At 73.0% G+C, this 16,099-nt stretch carries 11 protein-coding genes; all 11 read right to left on the reverse strand.

Features of this window, described 5'->3' with window-relative positions; genetic code table 11:
- Positions 1–16: 16 nt before the first annotated feature.
- Positions 17–1,123, reverse strand: coding sequence for a thiopeptide maturation pyridine synthase (locus ACFV4F_RS12320; RefSeq protein WP_380501947.1), 1,107 nt, complete (start codon positions 1,121–1,123; stop codon positions 17–19).
- Entirely contained in the window at positions 1,120–3,522 is a 2,403-nt protein-coding gene (locus tag ACFV4F_RS12325; protein ID WP_380501949.1) for a lantibiotic dehydratase, read from the reverse strand. The genes ACFV4F_RS12320 and ACFV4F_RS12325 overlap by 4 nt, the downstream gene beginning before the upstream one ends.
- Entirely contained in the window at positions 3,519–5,372 is a 1,854-nt protein-coding gene (locus tag ACFV4F_RS12330; RefSeq protein ID WP_380501951.1) for a TOMM precursor leader peptide-binding protein, read from the reverse strand. Before ACFV4F_RS12330 ends, ACFV4F_RS12325 begins: the two co-directional genes overlap by 4 nt.
- An 11-nt stretch (positions 5,373–5,383) precedes the next feature.
- The gene (locus ACFV4F_RS12335; RefSeq protein ID WP_380438434.1) at positions 5,384–6,799 is read right to left on the reverse strand and encodes a nitroreductase family protein; all 1,416 of its coding nucleotides are present in this window, start codon (positions 6,797–6,799) and stop codon (positions 5,384–5,386) included.
- 3 nt (positions 6,800–6,802) lie between these two features.
- Positions 6,803–7,777 (reverse strand): lantibiotic dehydratase C-terminal domain-containing protein, encoded by a 975-nt coding sequence (locus ACFV4F_RS12340; RefSeq protein WP_380438436.1) that lies wholly within the window; start codon positions 7,775–7,777, stop codon positions 6,803–6,805.
- Positions 7,770–10,427, reverse strand: a complete 2,658-nt coding sequence (locus tag ACFV4F_RS12345; RefSeq protein ID WP_380501953.1) for a lantibiotic dehydratase — start codon at positions 10,425–10,427, stop codon at positions 7,770–7,772. The genes ACFV4F_RS12340 and ACFV4F_RS12345 overlap by 8 nt, the downstream gene beginning before the upstream one ends.
- Positions 10,427–11,977: a SagB family peptide dehydrogenase gene (locus ACFV4F_RS12350; protein ID WP_380501955.1), complete on the reverse strand. Its 1,551-nt coding sequence runs from the start codon at positions 11,975–11,977 to the stop codon at positions 10,427–10,429. The genes ACFV4F_RS12345 and ACFV4F_RS12350 overlap by 1 nt, the downstream gene beginning before the upstream one ends.
- A gap of 11 nt (positions 11,978–11,988) precedes the next feature.
- Positions 11,989–13,638: a TOMM precursor leader peptide-binding protein gene (locus ACFV4F_RS12355; RefSeq protein ID WP_380501957.1), complete on the reverse strand. Its 1,650-nt coding sequence runs from the start codon at positions 13,636–13,638 to the stop codon at positions 11,989–11,991.
- The gene (locus ACFV4F_RS12360; protein ID WP_380501959.1) at positions 13,631–15,613 is read right to left on the reverse strand and encodes a hypothetical protein; all 1,983 of its coding nucleotides are present in this window, start codon (positions 15,611–15,613) and stop codon (positions 13,631–13,633) included. Before ACFV4F_RS12360 ends, ACFV4F_RS12355 begins: the two co-directional genes overlap by 8 nt.
- 120 nt (positions 15,614–15,733) lie before the next feature.
- Positions 15,734–15,901 carry a thiomuracin/GE37468 family thiazolyl RiPP peptide gene (locus ACFV4F_RS12365; RefSeq protein WP_380438446.1) on the reverse strand — a complete coding sequence of 56 codons (168 nt, stop codon included), beginning with the start codon at positions 15,899–15,901 and terminating at the stop codon, positions 15,734–15,736.
- A 48-nt stretch (positions 15,902–15,949) separates the two neighbouring features.
- Positions 15,950–16,096, reverse strand: coding sequence for a thiomuracin/GE37468 family thiazolyl RiPP peptide (locus ACFV4F_RS12370; RefSeq protein WP_380501973.1), 147 nt, complete (start codon positions 16,094–16,096; stop codon positions 15,950–15,952).
- Positions 16,097–16,099 lie beyond the last annotated feature (3 nt).

The raw sequence follows: 16,099 nt of genomic DNA on the forward strand, positions 1-16,099 counted from the left end.
CGGGCGGGTGAGCCGTTCACAGGCGGCCGCCGCCGTCGACGAACTCGATCAGGTCCTCGATCCGGCTCATCGCGGTCACCCCGTGTACGTCCTCGACGGCCCGGGAGACCACGTGGCAGATCAGGTTGCGTTCCAGCTCGCCGATGCCGATCCGGTACATGTTGAGGTAGAGCCAGTTGAGTACCACCCGGTACTGCTGGAAGACGTTCCAGCCGCCGAGCTGGTCGGCCGCCCCCCGGTGGCCGCCGAGCACCTGGTGGAACGGGCTGCGGTCCGACCATGCGCTCCAGGTCGAGCCCCAGGCCTCCGGCTCGCCCTGCTCGTCCGTGTTGATCGCCAGCTCACCGGTCGCGATCAGCCCGTTGGCCTGGTTGCGGTAGAGCAGCAGCGCGTCGAGCAGGGCGGCGTAGCGGACGGTGTCGTGGTAGTCCGCGGCGGCGGTGATCTCGACGAGGCGCTGCCGGAAGGTCTCGGCGTTGGCCTCGTAGACGTGGTCGAACCGCGTGCGCAGGCCGTCGGGCATCTTCGCGAGGAAGGCGTCGGCGTGTCCGCGGAAGGACATGTAGCCGTAGGTCACCGGCGGCAGGAACCGGTGCGCGGCCGCGATGAACAGGTCCACCGCGAGCGCCATCTTCGAACCGCCGCCGCGGACCCGGTCGAGGATGTCGAAGACGATGCCGTTGGTGTCGACGTAGTAGTCGGCGAGCAGGTCCGCGGCGGCCGGTCCGCCGAGCACGTGCTCGCGCCGGTCGTAGGGCTCGACCTCGACGGTGTTGTTGGCCGCCCAGCGGGTCAGCGGCCCGCGTTCGCTCTCCAGCGCGGCCAGCCGGAGGTGCTCCGCGTGCGCCGCCTGCTGGTCGAGGACGACCGTCGAAGGGTGCGCCCGCAGGTACGGATCGAGCACGCCGGCCACGGCCGGGGCGACGACCTCCTCGAAGGCCTCGGCGCTCGCCTGGATCGGGATGCGCACGTGCGGCCCGCGCCGCCAGTGCGGCTGGTAGTACACCCGGAGCGCCGAAGGGGCCACCGCCGTGATGAACGGGCGGACCGCGTCGAGCAGCAGGTCGGTGCGGTCGGTGTCATGGTGGAACACGTTCACCGTGCGCCACAGGGGCTCTGTCACTTGCGGTCTCCTCGGCAGTTGAGCTCGATCACGTATTCGGTCACTCTCGGTACCCCCTGGTGATCGAGGAGCGCGGTCTCCGGCCCGGGCGCGACTTCGGAGAACACCGCCGCACCGGCCGGGTCCCTGGCGAGCCGCTCGAAGGCCAGCACGAGGTGCGGTGCGCCGATGTCGACGTACAGCGGCTTGCGGCTGCGGTCGCCCGTGGTCGAACCGACCGAGATCGCGCGCATCCGCAGCACGGACACGAAGAACCGGGTCGGGAGGCCGCACTCGGCCAGCCAGTCGGTCAGCGCGAGCAGGAAGTCCGCGTCGGACTGACCGGGCGCGCGGCGTGGCAGGGTGCCGGGCTGCGCCACCCAGGTGGCCCGCCGGAGCACCACGCGCCCGATGCTCAGCCTCGGCGCGTGCAGGACGCTGCCCCGCCCGTTCCCGGCGCTCGCGTCGTGCCGGAGCGGCTGGTCGGGGCGCAGCAGCAGGGGGTTCTCGCCGAACGCCTCGACCAGCAGCGCCATGACCGGCGGGAACTGCCGCTCGTAGGACAGTCCGCCGTGGACCGGGCGGACGACCGATCCGTCGTCGAACAGGACCGGCAGCCCGTCGCCGTCCACGCCGACCGTCAGCCCGGCGGGCGGCGGGTAGTCGAGCCGGTCCGGCAGGGCGAGCTCGCGCTGGTTGAGCGAGGTGGCGAGGGTGTGGGGGAACTCCGCGTACGCCGGCGCGTCCGGGTACACCGCGTCGACCGGGAGCGGGTCGTGCGCGATGTGGCACAGCAGTCGGCGCACCTGTGAACGGGCCCGGCCGAAGCCGGAGTTCACCGCGTTGACGATCACCTCGTCGCCGTCGCGCTGGACGTACACGGCGACCGAGCCGGCCGGGCGCACCCAGGCCGGCAGCGCGTCGAGGACGTCCTCGATCCGCTGCCGGTCCGGCAGCGCGCGCCGGACCTCGGCGATCAGGTCCACCAGGTGGCGGACCTCCGCGACCGGGCTGGCCGCCAGGGTGCCGGTCAGCCCGGTCATGTCGAAGGCGACCGCGGCGGGGTGCAGCCGCCTGGCCTCGTGACCGTCGCGGACGAGTTCGGCGTAGAACCGGTCGAACGGCACCGGCGTCTCCGTGCCGAAGCGCTCCCGGATGAACGCGGCGACCGCCAGTTTGTAGGGCAGCGTGGAGTCGAAGACCGCGAGCAGCCGGCAAGCCGTCGCCAGGTCGTCCAGTGCGTCCCGCCAGGACGGCAGGCCCGCCTCGGCCACGACTCCCGGGATGACCGACTGCTCGGTCAGCACGTCCCGAAGCTTGCCGGTGATGCCGAGGTCCCGTAGCTGCTCGTGGAGCAGCGCCCCGAGCGCGATCCGGTCGGCCCCGTTAGCGCTCCCATACGCGCGCAGCCCCTCGTGGACCGGGACCAGCGCGGGAACCCGCTCGGCCACCTGCTGCATCGGATCGATGCCGTGGTCGTCGAAGTCCGGCTGGAGCAGGAGCAGTCCGCTCGTCACGAGGGAGCGCAGGTACCCGGCCGTCTGCTCCGGCGGCGCGGGAAAGGCCGCCGTCAGCTCGGCGAGCGTCGGCCGGCCGGCCGCGGCGCGCAGGCAGTGCCGCAGCGGGGCGGTGAGCGGCAGGGTGAGGAGGTCCTCCGCCGGCGCGGGGCCGAGGAAGCGGACGGTGCCGGCCTCCAGGCGCGCGCTGGGGTTGACCCGGACCGTCGGCTCGGCCGAGCCGGCGGCCAGCGGGGTGAGGACCGACAGGTCGAGTTCGACGATCGACCGCGCCGGCCCGGTCGCGGCCCACCGCAGGGCCGGCCCGTCCGGGACGAACCGGCCGAGGCCGCTCGCGGTGAACGTGCTGAACGGGCTGGTCTTGACGGCGGCGCGGGCGGCGTAGACGGCCAGCCGGATCAGTTCCTGCCGCCCGGGTCTGCGTCCGAGTACCTCGTACAGGGTGGGGCTGGCATGGGCGAGGCCCTGGTCGAACCGGGGATCCGCGCCGATCTCGCGCAGACGGCCGTCGATGGACCGGGCGGCTTCGGCCAGCACGCCCGGCAACCGCGCACGGTCGGCGCGGTACTGGCCCAGCCTGCGGCCGAACTCCGCGATGTCCTCGGCGAGTTCGGGGCCCAGCGCCGAGGCGACCGGCGGCTCGGCGAGCAGTCGCCGGGGATCGCGCAGCCGGTGCACGGCCCGGCGCAGCGCCACCAGCTTGGGTTTGGCCGAGGGCTCGGACAGCGCGCCGATCACGTCGTGGCAGTGGTCGGACAGCGTCGCGGCGTCGGCCGTCAGGCCTGCGGCCGTACGGGACAGCGCGACCAGCTCGTGACGCAGCCGGTCGTCGGCGAGCCGGTCGGCCACGTCGGCGGACAGGCCCGCGACGCGTACTCCGAAGGTGGTGGCGTGGCTGCTCATGGGAACGGGTGGGGGTGGGGGTTGAGGTCGGCCTCGGCCAGCGGGCGCGGTGCGTGACCGAGCCGGTGAGGTACCTCCCGCAACCGGGTCAGCCCGTCGGTCCGCCGGTTGCGGTGGCCGAAGGTCATGGACAGGGCGCCGGGCGCGATCACTTTGACGCAGTGCAGGCCGGCGGCCTCGTGCAGCGGCGAGGTCTGGTCGACGACCACGACGTCCATGCCGCCCGCCAGCATCCGGCCGACGGCCTCGGTGAGGTCGTCCCGCAGGTCGGCGTGGAGCGGCCACGGGCTGCGGGTGATCACCTCGTCCCAGCCGATCACGCGGTCGCCGTCGAGCAGGAACGAGAAGCGGTCGAACGCCTCCGGCGTCGCGCTGCACACCGCGTGGTCGGTCATGATCCGCACCAGTTCGGGATCGGCGGCCATCCGCCTGGCCCGCTCGGCCTCGGCCGGGTACCTGACCTGCTCCTGTTCGATGATCGGCGCCAGCTCACCGAGGGCGGTGAGCACGGCGGCGACCGGGTCCAGCGCGGAGCCGCTGGTGCAGACGACCTTCGGCCGGCTGTCGTCACCGGTGGTGTCCTGCGCGAGGACCCAGAACGAACGGATCCCCTCCGTCAGGGTGGTGTCGAAGGCCCGGACCCGGCAGCCGGTGCGCTCGATGCGCTCCACCAGGAGCCCGATCCGCGGATCCGGTGCCCGGGCGAGGTCCACCTCCGGCACGGACATCCGGGCGTACCAGGTCATCAGGAACGCGTCGCGCTCGACGACCTCCAGGATCCCGTGCAGGATCGCCTCCTCCAGGCAGCCGCCGAGCGCGCAGCCGTTGGAGATCTCGAAGGTGAACGGCTTGTCCGCGAGGGTCCCCGGCTGGAACGGCATCCGGTAGTAGGCGTGGGTCTCGGGCACCAGGACCGGCCGGGCCTGCCCGAACGAGTACCCCCACACCCAGGACACCACGGCGTCCTCGGTGAACGGCTGGTACTGGCAGTCCGGCTCCAGGTAGCGCTCCGGGGAGAGCAGGCCGAACGAGCGCGGGTCCAGCGCGTGCCCGGCCAGGTCCGCGTAGCTGCCGCGCACGGTGGTGCGCTTGCCCCAGGGCCACTGGCCGCCGAGCCGTTCCAGCGCCTCCGCGACCGCGGTGGCCCGGCTGGAGGCGAAGTCGAGGGTGCGCCCGAACCCCGCCTCCCCCTGGTAGCCGTACTCGGTCAGGACCGATTCGGTCAGCGGCACGAGCGAGTCGCGCATGCCGCGCGGCGGGGCGACCACACCGGTCTCGGCGTCCACGTAGAGCGCGGTCAGCCGGGATTCGGAGAGCTCGCCGATCCGGCTGGAGCGGGCCCGGGGCTTGAGCCGGGACCGGGGCTCGATCGCGGCCGCCGCCGCGGTGTCCTCGGGCAGCGTGCCGCAGACCGCGCACAGCGGGTCCGGGAGGAACGTGTGCCGGCTCAGCGACAGGTCGCGCAGGTCGAGGAACCAGCAGCAGTCCTCGGCGGCGCCCGCGTGCAGGAGTTCGGAGACGGCCTCGGCGGCGAAGCCGGACAGCCAGTCCGACGGCCGACTCGCGATCCGGTCGTCCGCGCGCAGCCGGCTGCTCCACGGCGCCCGGGCGGGCGCGCCGGCCCGCCACTTCTGCAGGCACCAGACGCAGCCGGGCTCGCCGGGCCGCACCAGCGGGCCGACCACGACCCGGTCGAGCTCGGTCCACACCGGCAACCAGGGCTCGCCCCGGTCGTGCACCGCCGCCCAGTCGCCGGTGTCCCAGCCGTCGTGCGCCACCACCAGGGCCGCCGGCGGACGCCGGGCGATGGCAGCGGCCAGGAGGCCCTTGCCGAGTACGGTGTCTGTCACGTCCGTTCCCCTCACCAGGTCAGCCGGAACTCGGGGCGCAGGCCGGCGGGGTGCTCGGTGCCGAACTGCGCCACCAGCAGGCTCCGTTTGCGCCCCTCCAGACCGAACCAGGTGTCCAGCAGATGGGTGAGCACGTCGTTCTGGATCCGGCTCGCCACGCCGATGGCCGCGGCGGCGAGGCAGGCCCGGTGCAGTGCGGCACCGGCGGCCGCCTGCTGCACGCGGTACCAACGGGTGCCGAACCGCTCCTCCAGGGCCGCGCCGTCCCCCACCGGCAGCAGCCACACGTTCGCCGTGCGGGCGCCCTGCTGGGGCAGCGCGGCCAGCGCGGCCTCGCGCAGCCGCTGCCGGGGATCGCCCTCGGCCACCAGCTCCAGTTGGTGCTCGTCGGGAAGGTAGCGGTACGCACCGGACGGGATGCCCGTCACGTCGGCGATGACGCAGTGGAACTCGACCAGGTTGGCCGGCACGTCCCAGCCCTCCTGCCGGCCGTAGCCGGCGAGGATCGTGGCCAGTGTGCCCATCGACATGGTCTCGCCGTTGAAGCCGCGCATGGCCGCGTGACGGGTCCGGGTGCCGGCCGGCAGGTCCGGTTCCGCATGCGGCAGGCTGATCCGCGTGCCTTCCCCCAGGGGTGCGGCCGGCAGCGGTTCCGGGCGGGGGCGGCTCTGGGCGAGCACCGCCGAGTGCGCGCCGGAGGCGAGTGGGTAGGAGGCCAGCGACGGGCCGCCGTAGGTGGCGGGCACCGGCGGGACCAGCTCGATCACCGCGTGCACCCCCTCCTCCCTCGGGTCGAGCCCCAGCAGCTCGGTCACGTCGGCGTCGGGGAAGCACAGCCGGGCCGTGGCGTCCTGGTCGCCCGCGACCACCAGCGCCTGCGCCACCTGGATCCCGGCCTCCAGGCAGACCAGCCGGTAGTACATCTCGCCGTACTTGGCGGCCAGCCGCCAGAACACGTTCGTCTGCACCAGGACGGTCGCGGCCGGCCGGGACGCGACCCAGCTCCGGTAGTCGCCCGAGCGCAGCAGCACCAGGGCGTGCCGGGCCGGGTCGTAGTAGTAGACGCCCGGCGGCACCTCCGAGTCGGGACCGGCGATCACGTACCACTCCGCGCTGTACCGGGCGCCCCCTGACGGGGTCGGGCGCCGGGTCACCAGCCACTGCAGCGGATCGGAGTCCGGGATGGCCTCGAAGCTGTCGGTGAAGGGCAGCTTGTCCAGCGGGGTCAGCCACTGCGACCGGGTGATGCCCCCGAGGTCGGCGAGCATCCTGCCGAGCCGGTGCTCGGAGCTCTCCGGCGGCCACGGCAGCGGGTGGCGCGGTGCGCCCGGGTAGGTCTTGACGACCAGGGGCCGGAACGCCGCCTGGTTCACCACCTCGGTGGGGGTGTGCACGTTCTCCACGTAGTGCGTGGCGTCGTTGCTCATGGCTCACACCGCGCACAGGTCGAAGGCGGTCCTGGTCAGCAGCAGCCGCAGGTGGGACTCCTGGGCCAGGCTGATGCCGAGTCGGTTGCACATCAGGTGCGTGAACCGTTCCACGATCAGCTGCGGGACCAGGTGGTTGATGTGCTGCAGCACGTCGGCCGGAGCCTCGAAGTCGGAGTAGGCGTCCAGCTTGCCCAGCAGCTCCAGTTCGACCAGGGTGTCGTTGGCCTCCCGCACGGTGGCCAGCCACCTGCTCTCCACGGACGCGTCCGGCAGTGCCACGCCCCTCGTCGACGCGAACACCGCCTCCAGGCTGGTGCGCAGCCGGGCCTTGTTCGCGTCGAAGTACCGCTCGAACGCCGCCGACTGCAGCAGCTCCGCCGCGGCGCCGCCGCTCTCGACCATGAACCGTGCCTGGTAGGCGAGTTCGGGCAGGATGCCGGTGAAGACCGTGCGGTTGGCGGCCAGCATGGCGAAGGCGTCCATGGCGCGCTGACCCGGGGTGCGACCGCGGGCGATCAGTTCGACCGCCAGCACGCTGGCCGCCATGAACTGCTTCTCGACGGCGGCCAGGGAGCGGCCGGTGCCGTACACGTCGGTCTCGGGCACGTAGTCGATGAACGCGATCGAGTTGTCCGGGTGCAACGAGTCGTAGTGGTCCATCCGCTCCAGCTCGGCGAGCTCGGCCGCGGACTCGGCGTAGGCCTGCTCGGTCAGCGCGGACTGCGACGGCGAGGTGCGGTAGAACTCCGCGGCCGTCTCCTCGATGACCGAGCGGACCTCCTCGACGTGCTCCGGCCAGGTGCGCACCCGCAGCCGGACGTGCGGGCCGCCCTCCCAGTAGCGGAGGAAGAAGAAGCCGTCGACCAGTCCGGCCCGGCCCAGCCGTTCGACGGCGGGCCTGACGACACCGACGATCACGGCGTCCTGGTCGCCGTGGTAGAAGAGGTGGGCGCTGACCCAGCTGTACTCAGACATAGGTGACTCCGGGCTCGTTCAGTTCCACGATGTACTCCGCCACGTGCTCACCGCGGACGTGGCCGGGATCCGGCAGCATCTCGCTGATCTGCACGATCGCGTCCGGCGCGGTGAGCCGGCGTTCCAGACCGAGCAGCAGCAGCGTGCTGGCGAAGTCCACGTAGGTGGGTTTGGTGTCGTTGCTCGGCCCCTGACCGTTCTCGCCCTGGTTCAGTGACGCCGGGTCGAGGACGGTGACGAAGCAGCGCTCGGGGATGCCGTGTTCGGCCAGCCAGCCGACGATCCTCAGCACCCAGGCCTCGCCGGTCGGGGCGTCGGCCCGCCGGGGCACCTGGGCGGCGTGGGTCAGCCACATGGCGCGGCGCAGCACCACGTTGCCCACCATCAGCCGGGGCAGGTGGCGCACTCCGCTGTCCGTGCGCGGGTCCGAGGTCATCCGGAGCTCGGTGGACGCGTCGAACCAGGTGTTGGACTCGCCGAACGCCTCGATCATGAAGCGTGCGGCGTGCGGCAGCAGCCGGTCGGCGCCCAGACCCGGGTGCACCGGGCAGATCCGCTTGCCCAGCCGGCGCGACACCAGCGTGAGCAACCCGTCCTCGCCGTACTGCACATGGAGGTCGTTGACCGTCACCCGGTCCTCGTCCTCGCGCGTGCTGCGGACGCCGGGGTAGTCGACGACCAGCCGGACGCTCGGCTTCCTGACGTTGACGGCGGAGCGGGCCACGGCCTCGAACTCGGCGAACAGCACGTCGTCGCGGCCCGCGGCCAGCCCCGCTTCGTCCGGGACGCCGGCGGGCAGGTCGAGCACGTCCAGGATGTGCCGCACCCGGTTGCGGCCGCGGCCGAAGCCGCCGCCGATGCTGTTGACGACCAGTTCCGGGCCGTGTGCGGCATGGGCGAGCTGGCAGTAGACCGCGAGCGACGTCGGTGTGCGGACCCAGTCCGGCCACTGTGCGGCCAGCTTGCGCACCTCGTCGGGGTCGATGCGGACCACGCCGTCCCGGTCGGGCGTGCGCTCGCCCAGCAGGCGCTTGCCGGCGGTGCGCAGGCGGTGCAGCTCGCGCACCGTTTCGACCGGGCTGTCCGCACTGGCGAACCGGCTGTGCGCCAGGCGCGGCCCGCGCCCGGCCGGGCCCGACGCGGCGCCGGCGGACTGCTCGGCCAGGACGTCCCGGTAGAACACCATCAGCGGGACCTGCGCCCCGACCGGGTAGCGGCTCCAGAACAGCGAGGCGAGCGTCAGCTTGAACGGCAGGTCGGGCCCGATCAGGCCGAGCAGGGTGCGCACCGCGTCGAGGTCGTCCAGCAGCGGACGCCAGCTCGCCCGGTCCAGCACGGCACTCGTGCCGGGGTGCACCGCGTTCTCGTAGAAGCTGTACCGGGCGAACTCCTGGGCCATCTTCGGGCTGCCGGCGTGGGCGTGGTCGCCCACCTCGCGCAGGGCCGCGTCCAGCCCGTGGACCACGGCCTCGCGGACGGCGACCCGGTCGCCGGGTTCGGTGATGGTCGGGTAGCTCGACAGCGCCTCGGCCAGCCCGTGCAGGGTCCGGTCCAGCCGTTCCAGGCCCGGCTGCCGGCGCAGCCAGGCGCGCAGGTCGCCGACCGGGTCCGCGGACTGGTCGGCGAGCGGCGGGACCGGCTCCAGCAGGCCCAGCGTCACCAGTCGGCGCAGGAACAGGTCGACCTTGCGCCCGTCGGGCGCGACGGCCAGCAGCGCGTCCCGCAGCTCGTCGAAGGTGCACTGATCGGAAGTGCGCCGGGGGGTGGTCAGTTCCAGCACCCGGCGCAGGGTCGGGGTGAGCGCGAGGCTGTGCACGTGCTCGACCGGCCGACGGCCGAGGAACAGCAGCGCGTCGTCGACGGCCGTGGCGCTGGGGTTGATCCGGATCGGGCAGCCGCCGACCAGCTCCGGGCGTTCGCAGACGGCGCGCGCGATCCGGTGCAGCGATCCGACGCTGACCTCGGTCGAGGTCGCCGCGGCGGGCCGCCCCGCGGCCGGCTCGACGATGTCCTCGGCCTCGCCCCAGGCGGCCAGGCCGCTGCTGGTGAACGTGGAGTACGGGCTGGTCTTCGCGGCGGAGCGGGCCAGGTACTGCGCCAGGCGCAGCACGGTCTGGCGCTGCGGCGCGTGCCCGGTCTCCACCCACTTCCGCAGGGCCAGGAACAGGTCCGGGTTGGCGTGCACGAGACCGAGCTGGAACGCGGGCAGCCCGGCCGCGGCGAGCAGCGACTCGTAGCTCTCCGCCCGGTCCTGTTCGAGTTCCTGTGGGAGTGCCGCCACGAGGCGGTCGCGTTCGGCGAGCCGCTCCTCCCACTCCCGCAGCGGGGCGACCAGCTCGGCGGGGACGTCGGCCGATCGCGCCGGATGGACGTGGCGGCCGCGGTGCACTGCCCGGCGCACCGCGACGAGCCCGGCCTTGAGCTCGCCGTCGCCCGTGGCGCCGATCACCGTGTGCAGCAGGTCCGACAGCTCGCCGGCCGCCGTGGTGATCTCGCCGCGCAGCCGCACCAGCTCGCCGGCCGTGTGCCAGCTCCGCGCGCAGCGCAGTCCGTCCAGCGCGGCGACCGGGCTGCCGGCGAGGCGGACCACGGCGGACGACCCCGGCACGTACCGCTGCGGGGCGGGGCCGGCTTCTCGCAGCCTGTCCATCACTCCACCCCCTCCGGCTCGACGGGGACGATCATGCGTCCGCCCGGGCCGGTCCTGGCCAGCATGATCTGGAAGACCGGGGCGTGCCGTTGCTCGGCCAGTCCGAGGGCCGCGCGGACCCCTTCGGCGTGGTAGGCGTTGACGATCCGGCCGGACATGCCCTGTGCCGCGGCCGCGACGCACACGCGGTGCGCGAGCAGCCCGGCCTCCTGGTTGAGCACGCGGTAGCCGCGGTCACCGAAGGTGTCGAACGCCCAGTCGCCGTCGCCGACGAGATGGACGATGGCGTTCATGTTCCGGAAGACCGGTCCGGGGATGGTGACCCGCTCGATCGCCGTGACGGCGTCGGTGTCGGCGTCCGCGCGGACGATCGGCTGCAGCGCGCCGGTGTTCTGGTCGAGCCGGTAGGAACCCGCCGGAATTCCGGTGAGATCGCCGACGGTCAGGTAGATCTCCAACGGGACCGGCGCGCCGGCCGGGACGGCGTCGCTGGCGACCCCGGTCCGGATCCGGGCCAGCCGCGCCCACAGCTCGACCCCGTCGACCTGCGAGGCGACCGGCTTGAAGAGCCCGGGGCCCGAATCACGCACCCGCAGCACCTGCGCCAGGTCGATCTCCGGGGCCTCGGCCCGGGGCAGGGGCAGTGGTTCGGTGCCGGGCACGGCGGGCGCGACCGGTTCGGCCGCTGCGAAGGTCGCGGTGTCGGTGCGCAAGGACGCGCGATTGACCTTCGTCAGCGCCGGGCAGGCCTGAGCGGCCTTCAGTCCGCCGGGGACCACGGTCGGACTGATCGGGTCGATGGTCGCGGCCAGCGCCGCGGCTGTCCGCGGGACCGGGTCGCGCCGCGGGCCGGCGTCGGCGTCGGCGAGGTGCAGCGGCAGGACCACCAGGGCCGGCTCCTCGTCGGGGTCGAGTCCGAGCAGCTTGTTGACCGGCTCGTCGACGAACTGGTGGCGCACGTGCGCCCGCAGGCCCATGGACCGGGCGACCAGGTCGAGGTTCCCGGTGAGCAGTCCGGCCTCCTGGGTGCACAGGCGGTAGGCGTAGTCGCGGTAGATGTACGCGACCTTGGAGAACAGCCCGGAGAGCACGAACACGGCCTGGGGCGGAGCACCCGCGGTTCCGGTCGCGCCGGCCAGCAGCAGCCGGTGGTCCCCGCCGCGCAGCAGCACCAACGCGTGGTGCGGAGCGTCGTAGTGGTAGACGCCCTCGGGCAGCATCACGTACAGCTGGACACCGAACAGGCAGCGCGCGGACGCGACCATCCGGTGGTAGGGCCAGGTCCCGTTGGTGTCGAACTCCTGCCGGGAGAGGCCGTAGCCGTAGCGCAGCAGCGTCGACAGCGCCGCTTCGTCGAACGCCTCGACCTCGCGCAACGCGTGCGGGACCCTGGTCGTCAGCGGGCGTCGGGGCCGGCCCCGGTAGATCTTGAACTTCAGCGGCTCGTCCGGGTTGGCGTACTCCGACTGCCGGGCCTCCATCGCCTCGGCGAGGTCCTCCAGGCTGACCCGCAGGAACTCCCGGCCGACAGCGCCCCCGCGCTCGGTCACGGCACCCCCGGTCACGGGAAGGGATGCGGGTGCGGGTTGCGTACCTCGGACAGCCTGGGCAGTCCGGTCACCCGCCGGGCCGCGTGTCCGAAGGTCATCGGCACCGAGCCCGGTGCTATCACCTTGACGCATTTAAAGCCTCCGGCTGTCTGTTCTGTGGAGGTGGTGTCGACGGCGACGACGTCCATGCCGGCCGTGGCGAAGCGCCGGACGGCCTCGTCGAGGTCCGCGCCGATGTCGGTGGTGCTCGGCCAGTGCCAGCGTCCGAGCCGCTGCTCCCAGGTCGAGGTCGCCGGATCGTCGAGCAGGAAGGAGTACCGGTCGAAGGTGGCCGGATTGGCGGCGCAGAGCAGGTGGTCGGCCATCGAGACGACCTCGTCCGGATGGTCGGCCAGGTGCCGGGCACGGTCGTGCCAGTCCGGATCGAGCGCCAGGATGGCCAGGTACTCGACGGTCTGGCTCAGTTCGTGCAGCGCGGCCAGGATCGCCTCGGCCGGGCGCAGCCCGCTGCCGCCGGTCGAAACGGCCCTGGGCCGCGCGGCGCCGGTGACGTCCTCGGCGAGCGTCCAGAACGACGGGATCCCGTGTTCCCGCGTGCTGTCGAAGACGTGCACCCGGTAGCCCTGCCGCTCGATCCGCTCGGCCACCAGCGGGATCCGGCGGTCGGGCACCGTGGCCGGGTCGATCTCGGGCAGCGGGGTCTGCTGGTACCAGGCCATCAGGAACGCGTCGCGCTCGGCGACTTCGAGGATGCCGTGCAACACGGCCTCCTCGTAGCAGCTCCCGAGCGCGTTGCCGCTGGAGATCTCGCCGGCGAACCTGGGCTCGCCGGCGGGCATCGGCAGGCGGTAGTAGACGAAGCTCTCCGGCACCAGCACCGGCCGGCCCTGGCCGAAGGAGTAGCCCCACACCCAGTTGGTCACCGCGTCCTCGGTGAACTTCCGGTACGGGAAGTCCGGGATCAGGAACCGGTCGTCGGGATAGAGCCCGAGCGTGCGGGGGTCGATCGCGGCACCGGCCACCTCGGCGTAACCGGCCCGGACGGCGGTGCGCTTGGCCGGCGCGTACGCCGTGAGCCGCTCCAGCGACTCGGCCACCGCGATGGACCACGCGGAGGTGAAGTCCCGGGTGCGGCCGTAGCCGGCCGGCTCCGCCGGGGCACCGGGTGCGGCCAGGACGGCCCCGCTGAACGGGAACGCGTGTCCCGGGTAGGAGGTGACCGTGGGGATCAGGCCGGCCTGCCCGTCGACGTAGGTCGCCGCGAGTGCGCCCCGGTCGAGCCGCCGGACGCGGCTGGATTCGGGCGACAGCTTGCGCCGCGTCTCCCGGACCACCCGTGCGCCCTGCTCGCTGTCCTCCGGCACCTCCGAACACCTCTGACAGTGCGGGTCGTCGAGGAAGGCGTGCCGGGACAGCGCCAGCGTGGCGGTGTCGACGACCCAGAACCGCCGGGCCCCGGGCCGCGCCGCGGCCAATCCGTCGACGGTGTCGGCCAGGAAGCTCGGCAGCTCCCGGTCCGACGCCCCGGCGGCCATCTCGGCGGCGCGTTCGGCGGACGCCGCCGCGACGCGACGCGTGTGCAGGCACTCCGGGCAGCCCGGCGCCGACGGCCCCACGACCACCTGGTGCGGTTCGAGGAGCACCTGCGGCTGGTCAGCCATGGAGGACCACGACACGCACCACGAACGGGGACAACCGGGCCAGGGAGGCATCGTGGTCCAGCGGGACCGCGACCACCCGGCCGCCCTCCCCGGTCAGCCCGGCCACGACCTCGTCCAGCGTCACCGAGCGGGGCCCCGCCCCGGTCGCGCCCCCGGCGGCCGAGCCGCGCAGCCACTCGGGCAGGTCGGGCACGGGGGCCGGCGCGTAGCCGGGCTGGCCGGTGGCCCGGGCCTGGTAGGCGAGCAGCGTCCGCTCCAGCCCCTCCTCCAGTGCGGCGGCGACGTCCAGGCCGCTGACGTAGGCGACGGTGCCGGCGGGGGTGGTGAACGCGAAGGTCGGCAGGCCGAGCAGACCGGACAGGTCGTGGACCTCGAACGACTCCTCGACGATCCCCAGCAGTTTCAGGTAGCGCTCACCGCGCGGGGTCAGCTCGGCGGCGTCCAGGTCCAGCTGCGGCAGCGGTTCGGTCGCGGTCGACAGGGCGGCCACCGCGGTGTCGTTGACCGCCGCCACCACGGCGGCGCGCACGGCGTCGGACCAGTCGGTTCCGGAGGCCGCGGTCCGTGCGGGGAAGACCTCGGCGGCGTCGACCTCGACCGGCTCGCCGGTCAGCACGTCCAGCCCGTACAGCCGTTCGCCCTTGCGGGAGTCGACCATCACGGCCGCGTAGCCTTCGAGCGCGCGCCGGACCGCCCGCTCGCGGGACTCGACCACGGTCTCACCACAGCCGTGGACCGGGAAGGAGCCGCCGGCCAGGCCGACCGGGTCGGAGACCACGACCTCGCTGACGAACAGCGGCAGCTGCTCGTAGTCGCGCTCGGTGACCTCGGCGAACACTCCGGTCCGCGGGTCGACGAAGTCCACCGCGCGCCGGGCCAGTTCCTCGTCGTCCACGGGCTTCGCGGCCACCAGCGCGGCCAGCCGTGCCGGGTCGTCGGGAACGGCGGGCAGCGCGAGCGGGTGCGGCAGGAAGGTGTGCTTCGAGGTCTCCAGGGTCTCCAGGTCGAAGCGGACCAGGTGGTCGGGGCCTGCGCCCTTGTCGATGCCGGCGAGATGGCGGAACGCCGCGAAGCACAGCTGGTTGGCGACCAGCGCGACGGTGGGGCCGCGCAGGAACTCGCTCGGTTCCACCTCGGGGTGGTCGCGCAGGTCCGCGCCGACGAGGTCGGATGTGAGCGCAAACAATCGACGCCACGCGGAATCCCAGGCGGTGGGGTCGTCGTTTTCGCCGATCACCGGGCCGACCCACGCCTCGTCGCCCGACACGACAGCCTGCGCGAACGCGGCACCCGCGGCGGCGGCCGCCGCGGGCAGCTGCCGGGCCCGCTCGATCATGGGGCGGTCGGCGACGTGCAGCACCATGGTGGCGTCCGCGGCCACCAGGTCGAGCCGCTGGGCGTCGGCGTCCCGGTAGACGATCCGCTGCTCCGGGTCCTGCGCACGGGACGCGCCCAGGTGCTCGGCGACGCGGTCGCGGTCGAACGGCGACTCGGCGAACGGCGCGAGCGGCACGGTGCGCACGCCGGCGCGCAGCTGCGAGTTGACCAGGGCCTGCAGCAGCGGGCCGGATCCGGTCAGCACGACGGAACTGTCGCGGAAGGCCTCGAAGCGCCGTTCGGGGGAGTCGGTGAAGTACTCGATGAAGGAGATGTTGGCCGCGTAGGTGGTGACCAGCTCGCCGGACAGCGTGTGCGGACGGTCGTCCAGCGCGTTCTTGACGTACCCCTTGTTGAGCAGGAGCAGAACGAGCTTGGCCAGCGCGGCGCGGCTGGGCTCCGGTACCGAGGCGCACAGCTCGCCGAGGGTCTTGGTGCCGTCCAGCAGCGGTGCGATCCGCTGGATCCACTCGTACGTCGACGCGCCCTTGAGCATCGAGCCGCCCAGATTGCTGCGGATGTAGGCGCCTTCCGGCACGCGCATGACGTAGACGTCCCCACGCAGCCGAGGCCGTACCTGATCGACGTTCACTTCCATGACCACCGCTTCTTCGAGAATGCATTGATGACTGGTCAGTAGAAAGGACCGAGAGCCACCCGGTCCTCTGACGCGCGCACGCACCGGCTAGAGCACATGTGCCGGGAGATCAGCACCGGATCAGGTGCAGGAGCAGCACGGGGTGCAGCAGCAGCAGCTGCTGCTGCCCTTCGAGGCGGACAGCTCGGTCAGGCCGTAGCCGGCGGTCACCGAAGCGGGAACCACCTCGCCGAGCTCGACGAGCTCGAAGGCGCTGTCGTCCAGCACCAGGTTGTCGAAGTTCTCCATGTCTTTCACCTCCCTTCCTCTCTGGGATCGATCAGTGGGCGCACCGGATCAGGTGCAGGAGCAGCACGGGGTGCAGCAGCAGCAGCTGCTGGTGCCCTTGGAAGCGGACAGCTCGGTCAGGCCGTAGCCGGCGGTCACCGAAGCGGGAACCACCTCGCCGAGCTCGACGAGCTCGAAGGCGCTGTCGTCCAGCACCAG

The organism is Kitasatospora sp. NPDC059722 (assembly GCF_042733235.1).
Lineage (GTDB): Bacteria > Actinomycetota > Actinomycetes > Streptomycetales > Streptomycetaceae > Kitasatospora.

Excerpts from the sequence above, each read along its gene's own strand:
- ACFV4F_RS12325 (WP_380501949.1), bottom strand. The coding sequence starts at position 3,522 with ATGAGCAGCCACGCCACCACCTTCGGAGTACGCGTCGCGGGCCTGTCC.
- ACFV4F_RS12335 (WP_380438434.1), bottom strand. The coding sequence starts at position 6,799 with ATGAGCAACGACGCCACGCACTACGTGGAGAACGTGCACACCCCCACC.
- ACFV4F_RS12340 (WP_380438436.1), bottom strand. The coding sequence starts at position 7,777 with ATGTCTGAGTACAGCTGGGTCAGCGCCCACCTCTTCTACCACGGCGAC.
- ACFV4F_RS12345 (WP_380501953.1), bottom strand. The coding sequence starts at position 10,427 with ATGGACAGGCTGCGAGAAGCCGGCCCCGCCCCGCAGCGGTACGTGCCG.
- ACFV4F_RS12355 (WP_380501957.1), bottom strand. The coding sequence starts at position 13,638 with ATGGCTGACCAGCCGCAGGTGCTCCTCGAACCGCACCAGGTGGTCGTG.
- ACFV4F_RS12360 (WP_380501959.1), bottom strand. The coding sequence starts at position 15,613 with ATGGAAGTGAACGTCGATCAGGTACGGCCTCGGCTGCGTGGGGACGTC.
- ACFV4F_RS12365 (WP_380438446.1), bottom strand. The coding sequence starts at position 15,901 with ATGGAGAACTTCGACAACCTGGTGCTGGACGACAGCGCCTTCGAGCTC.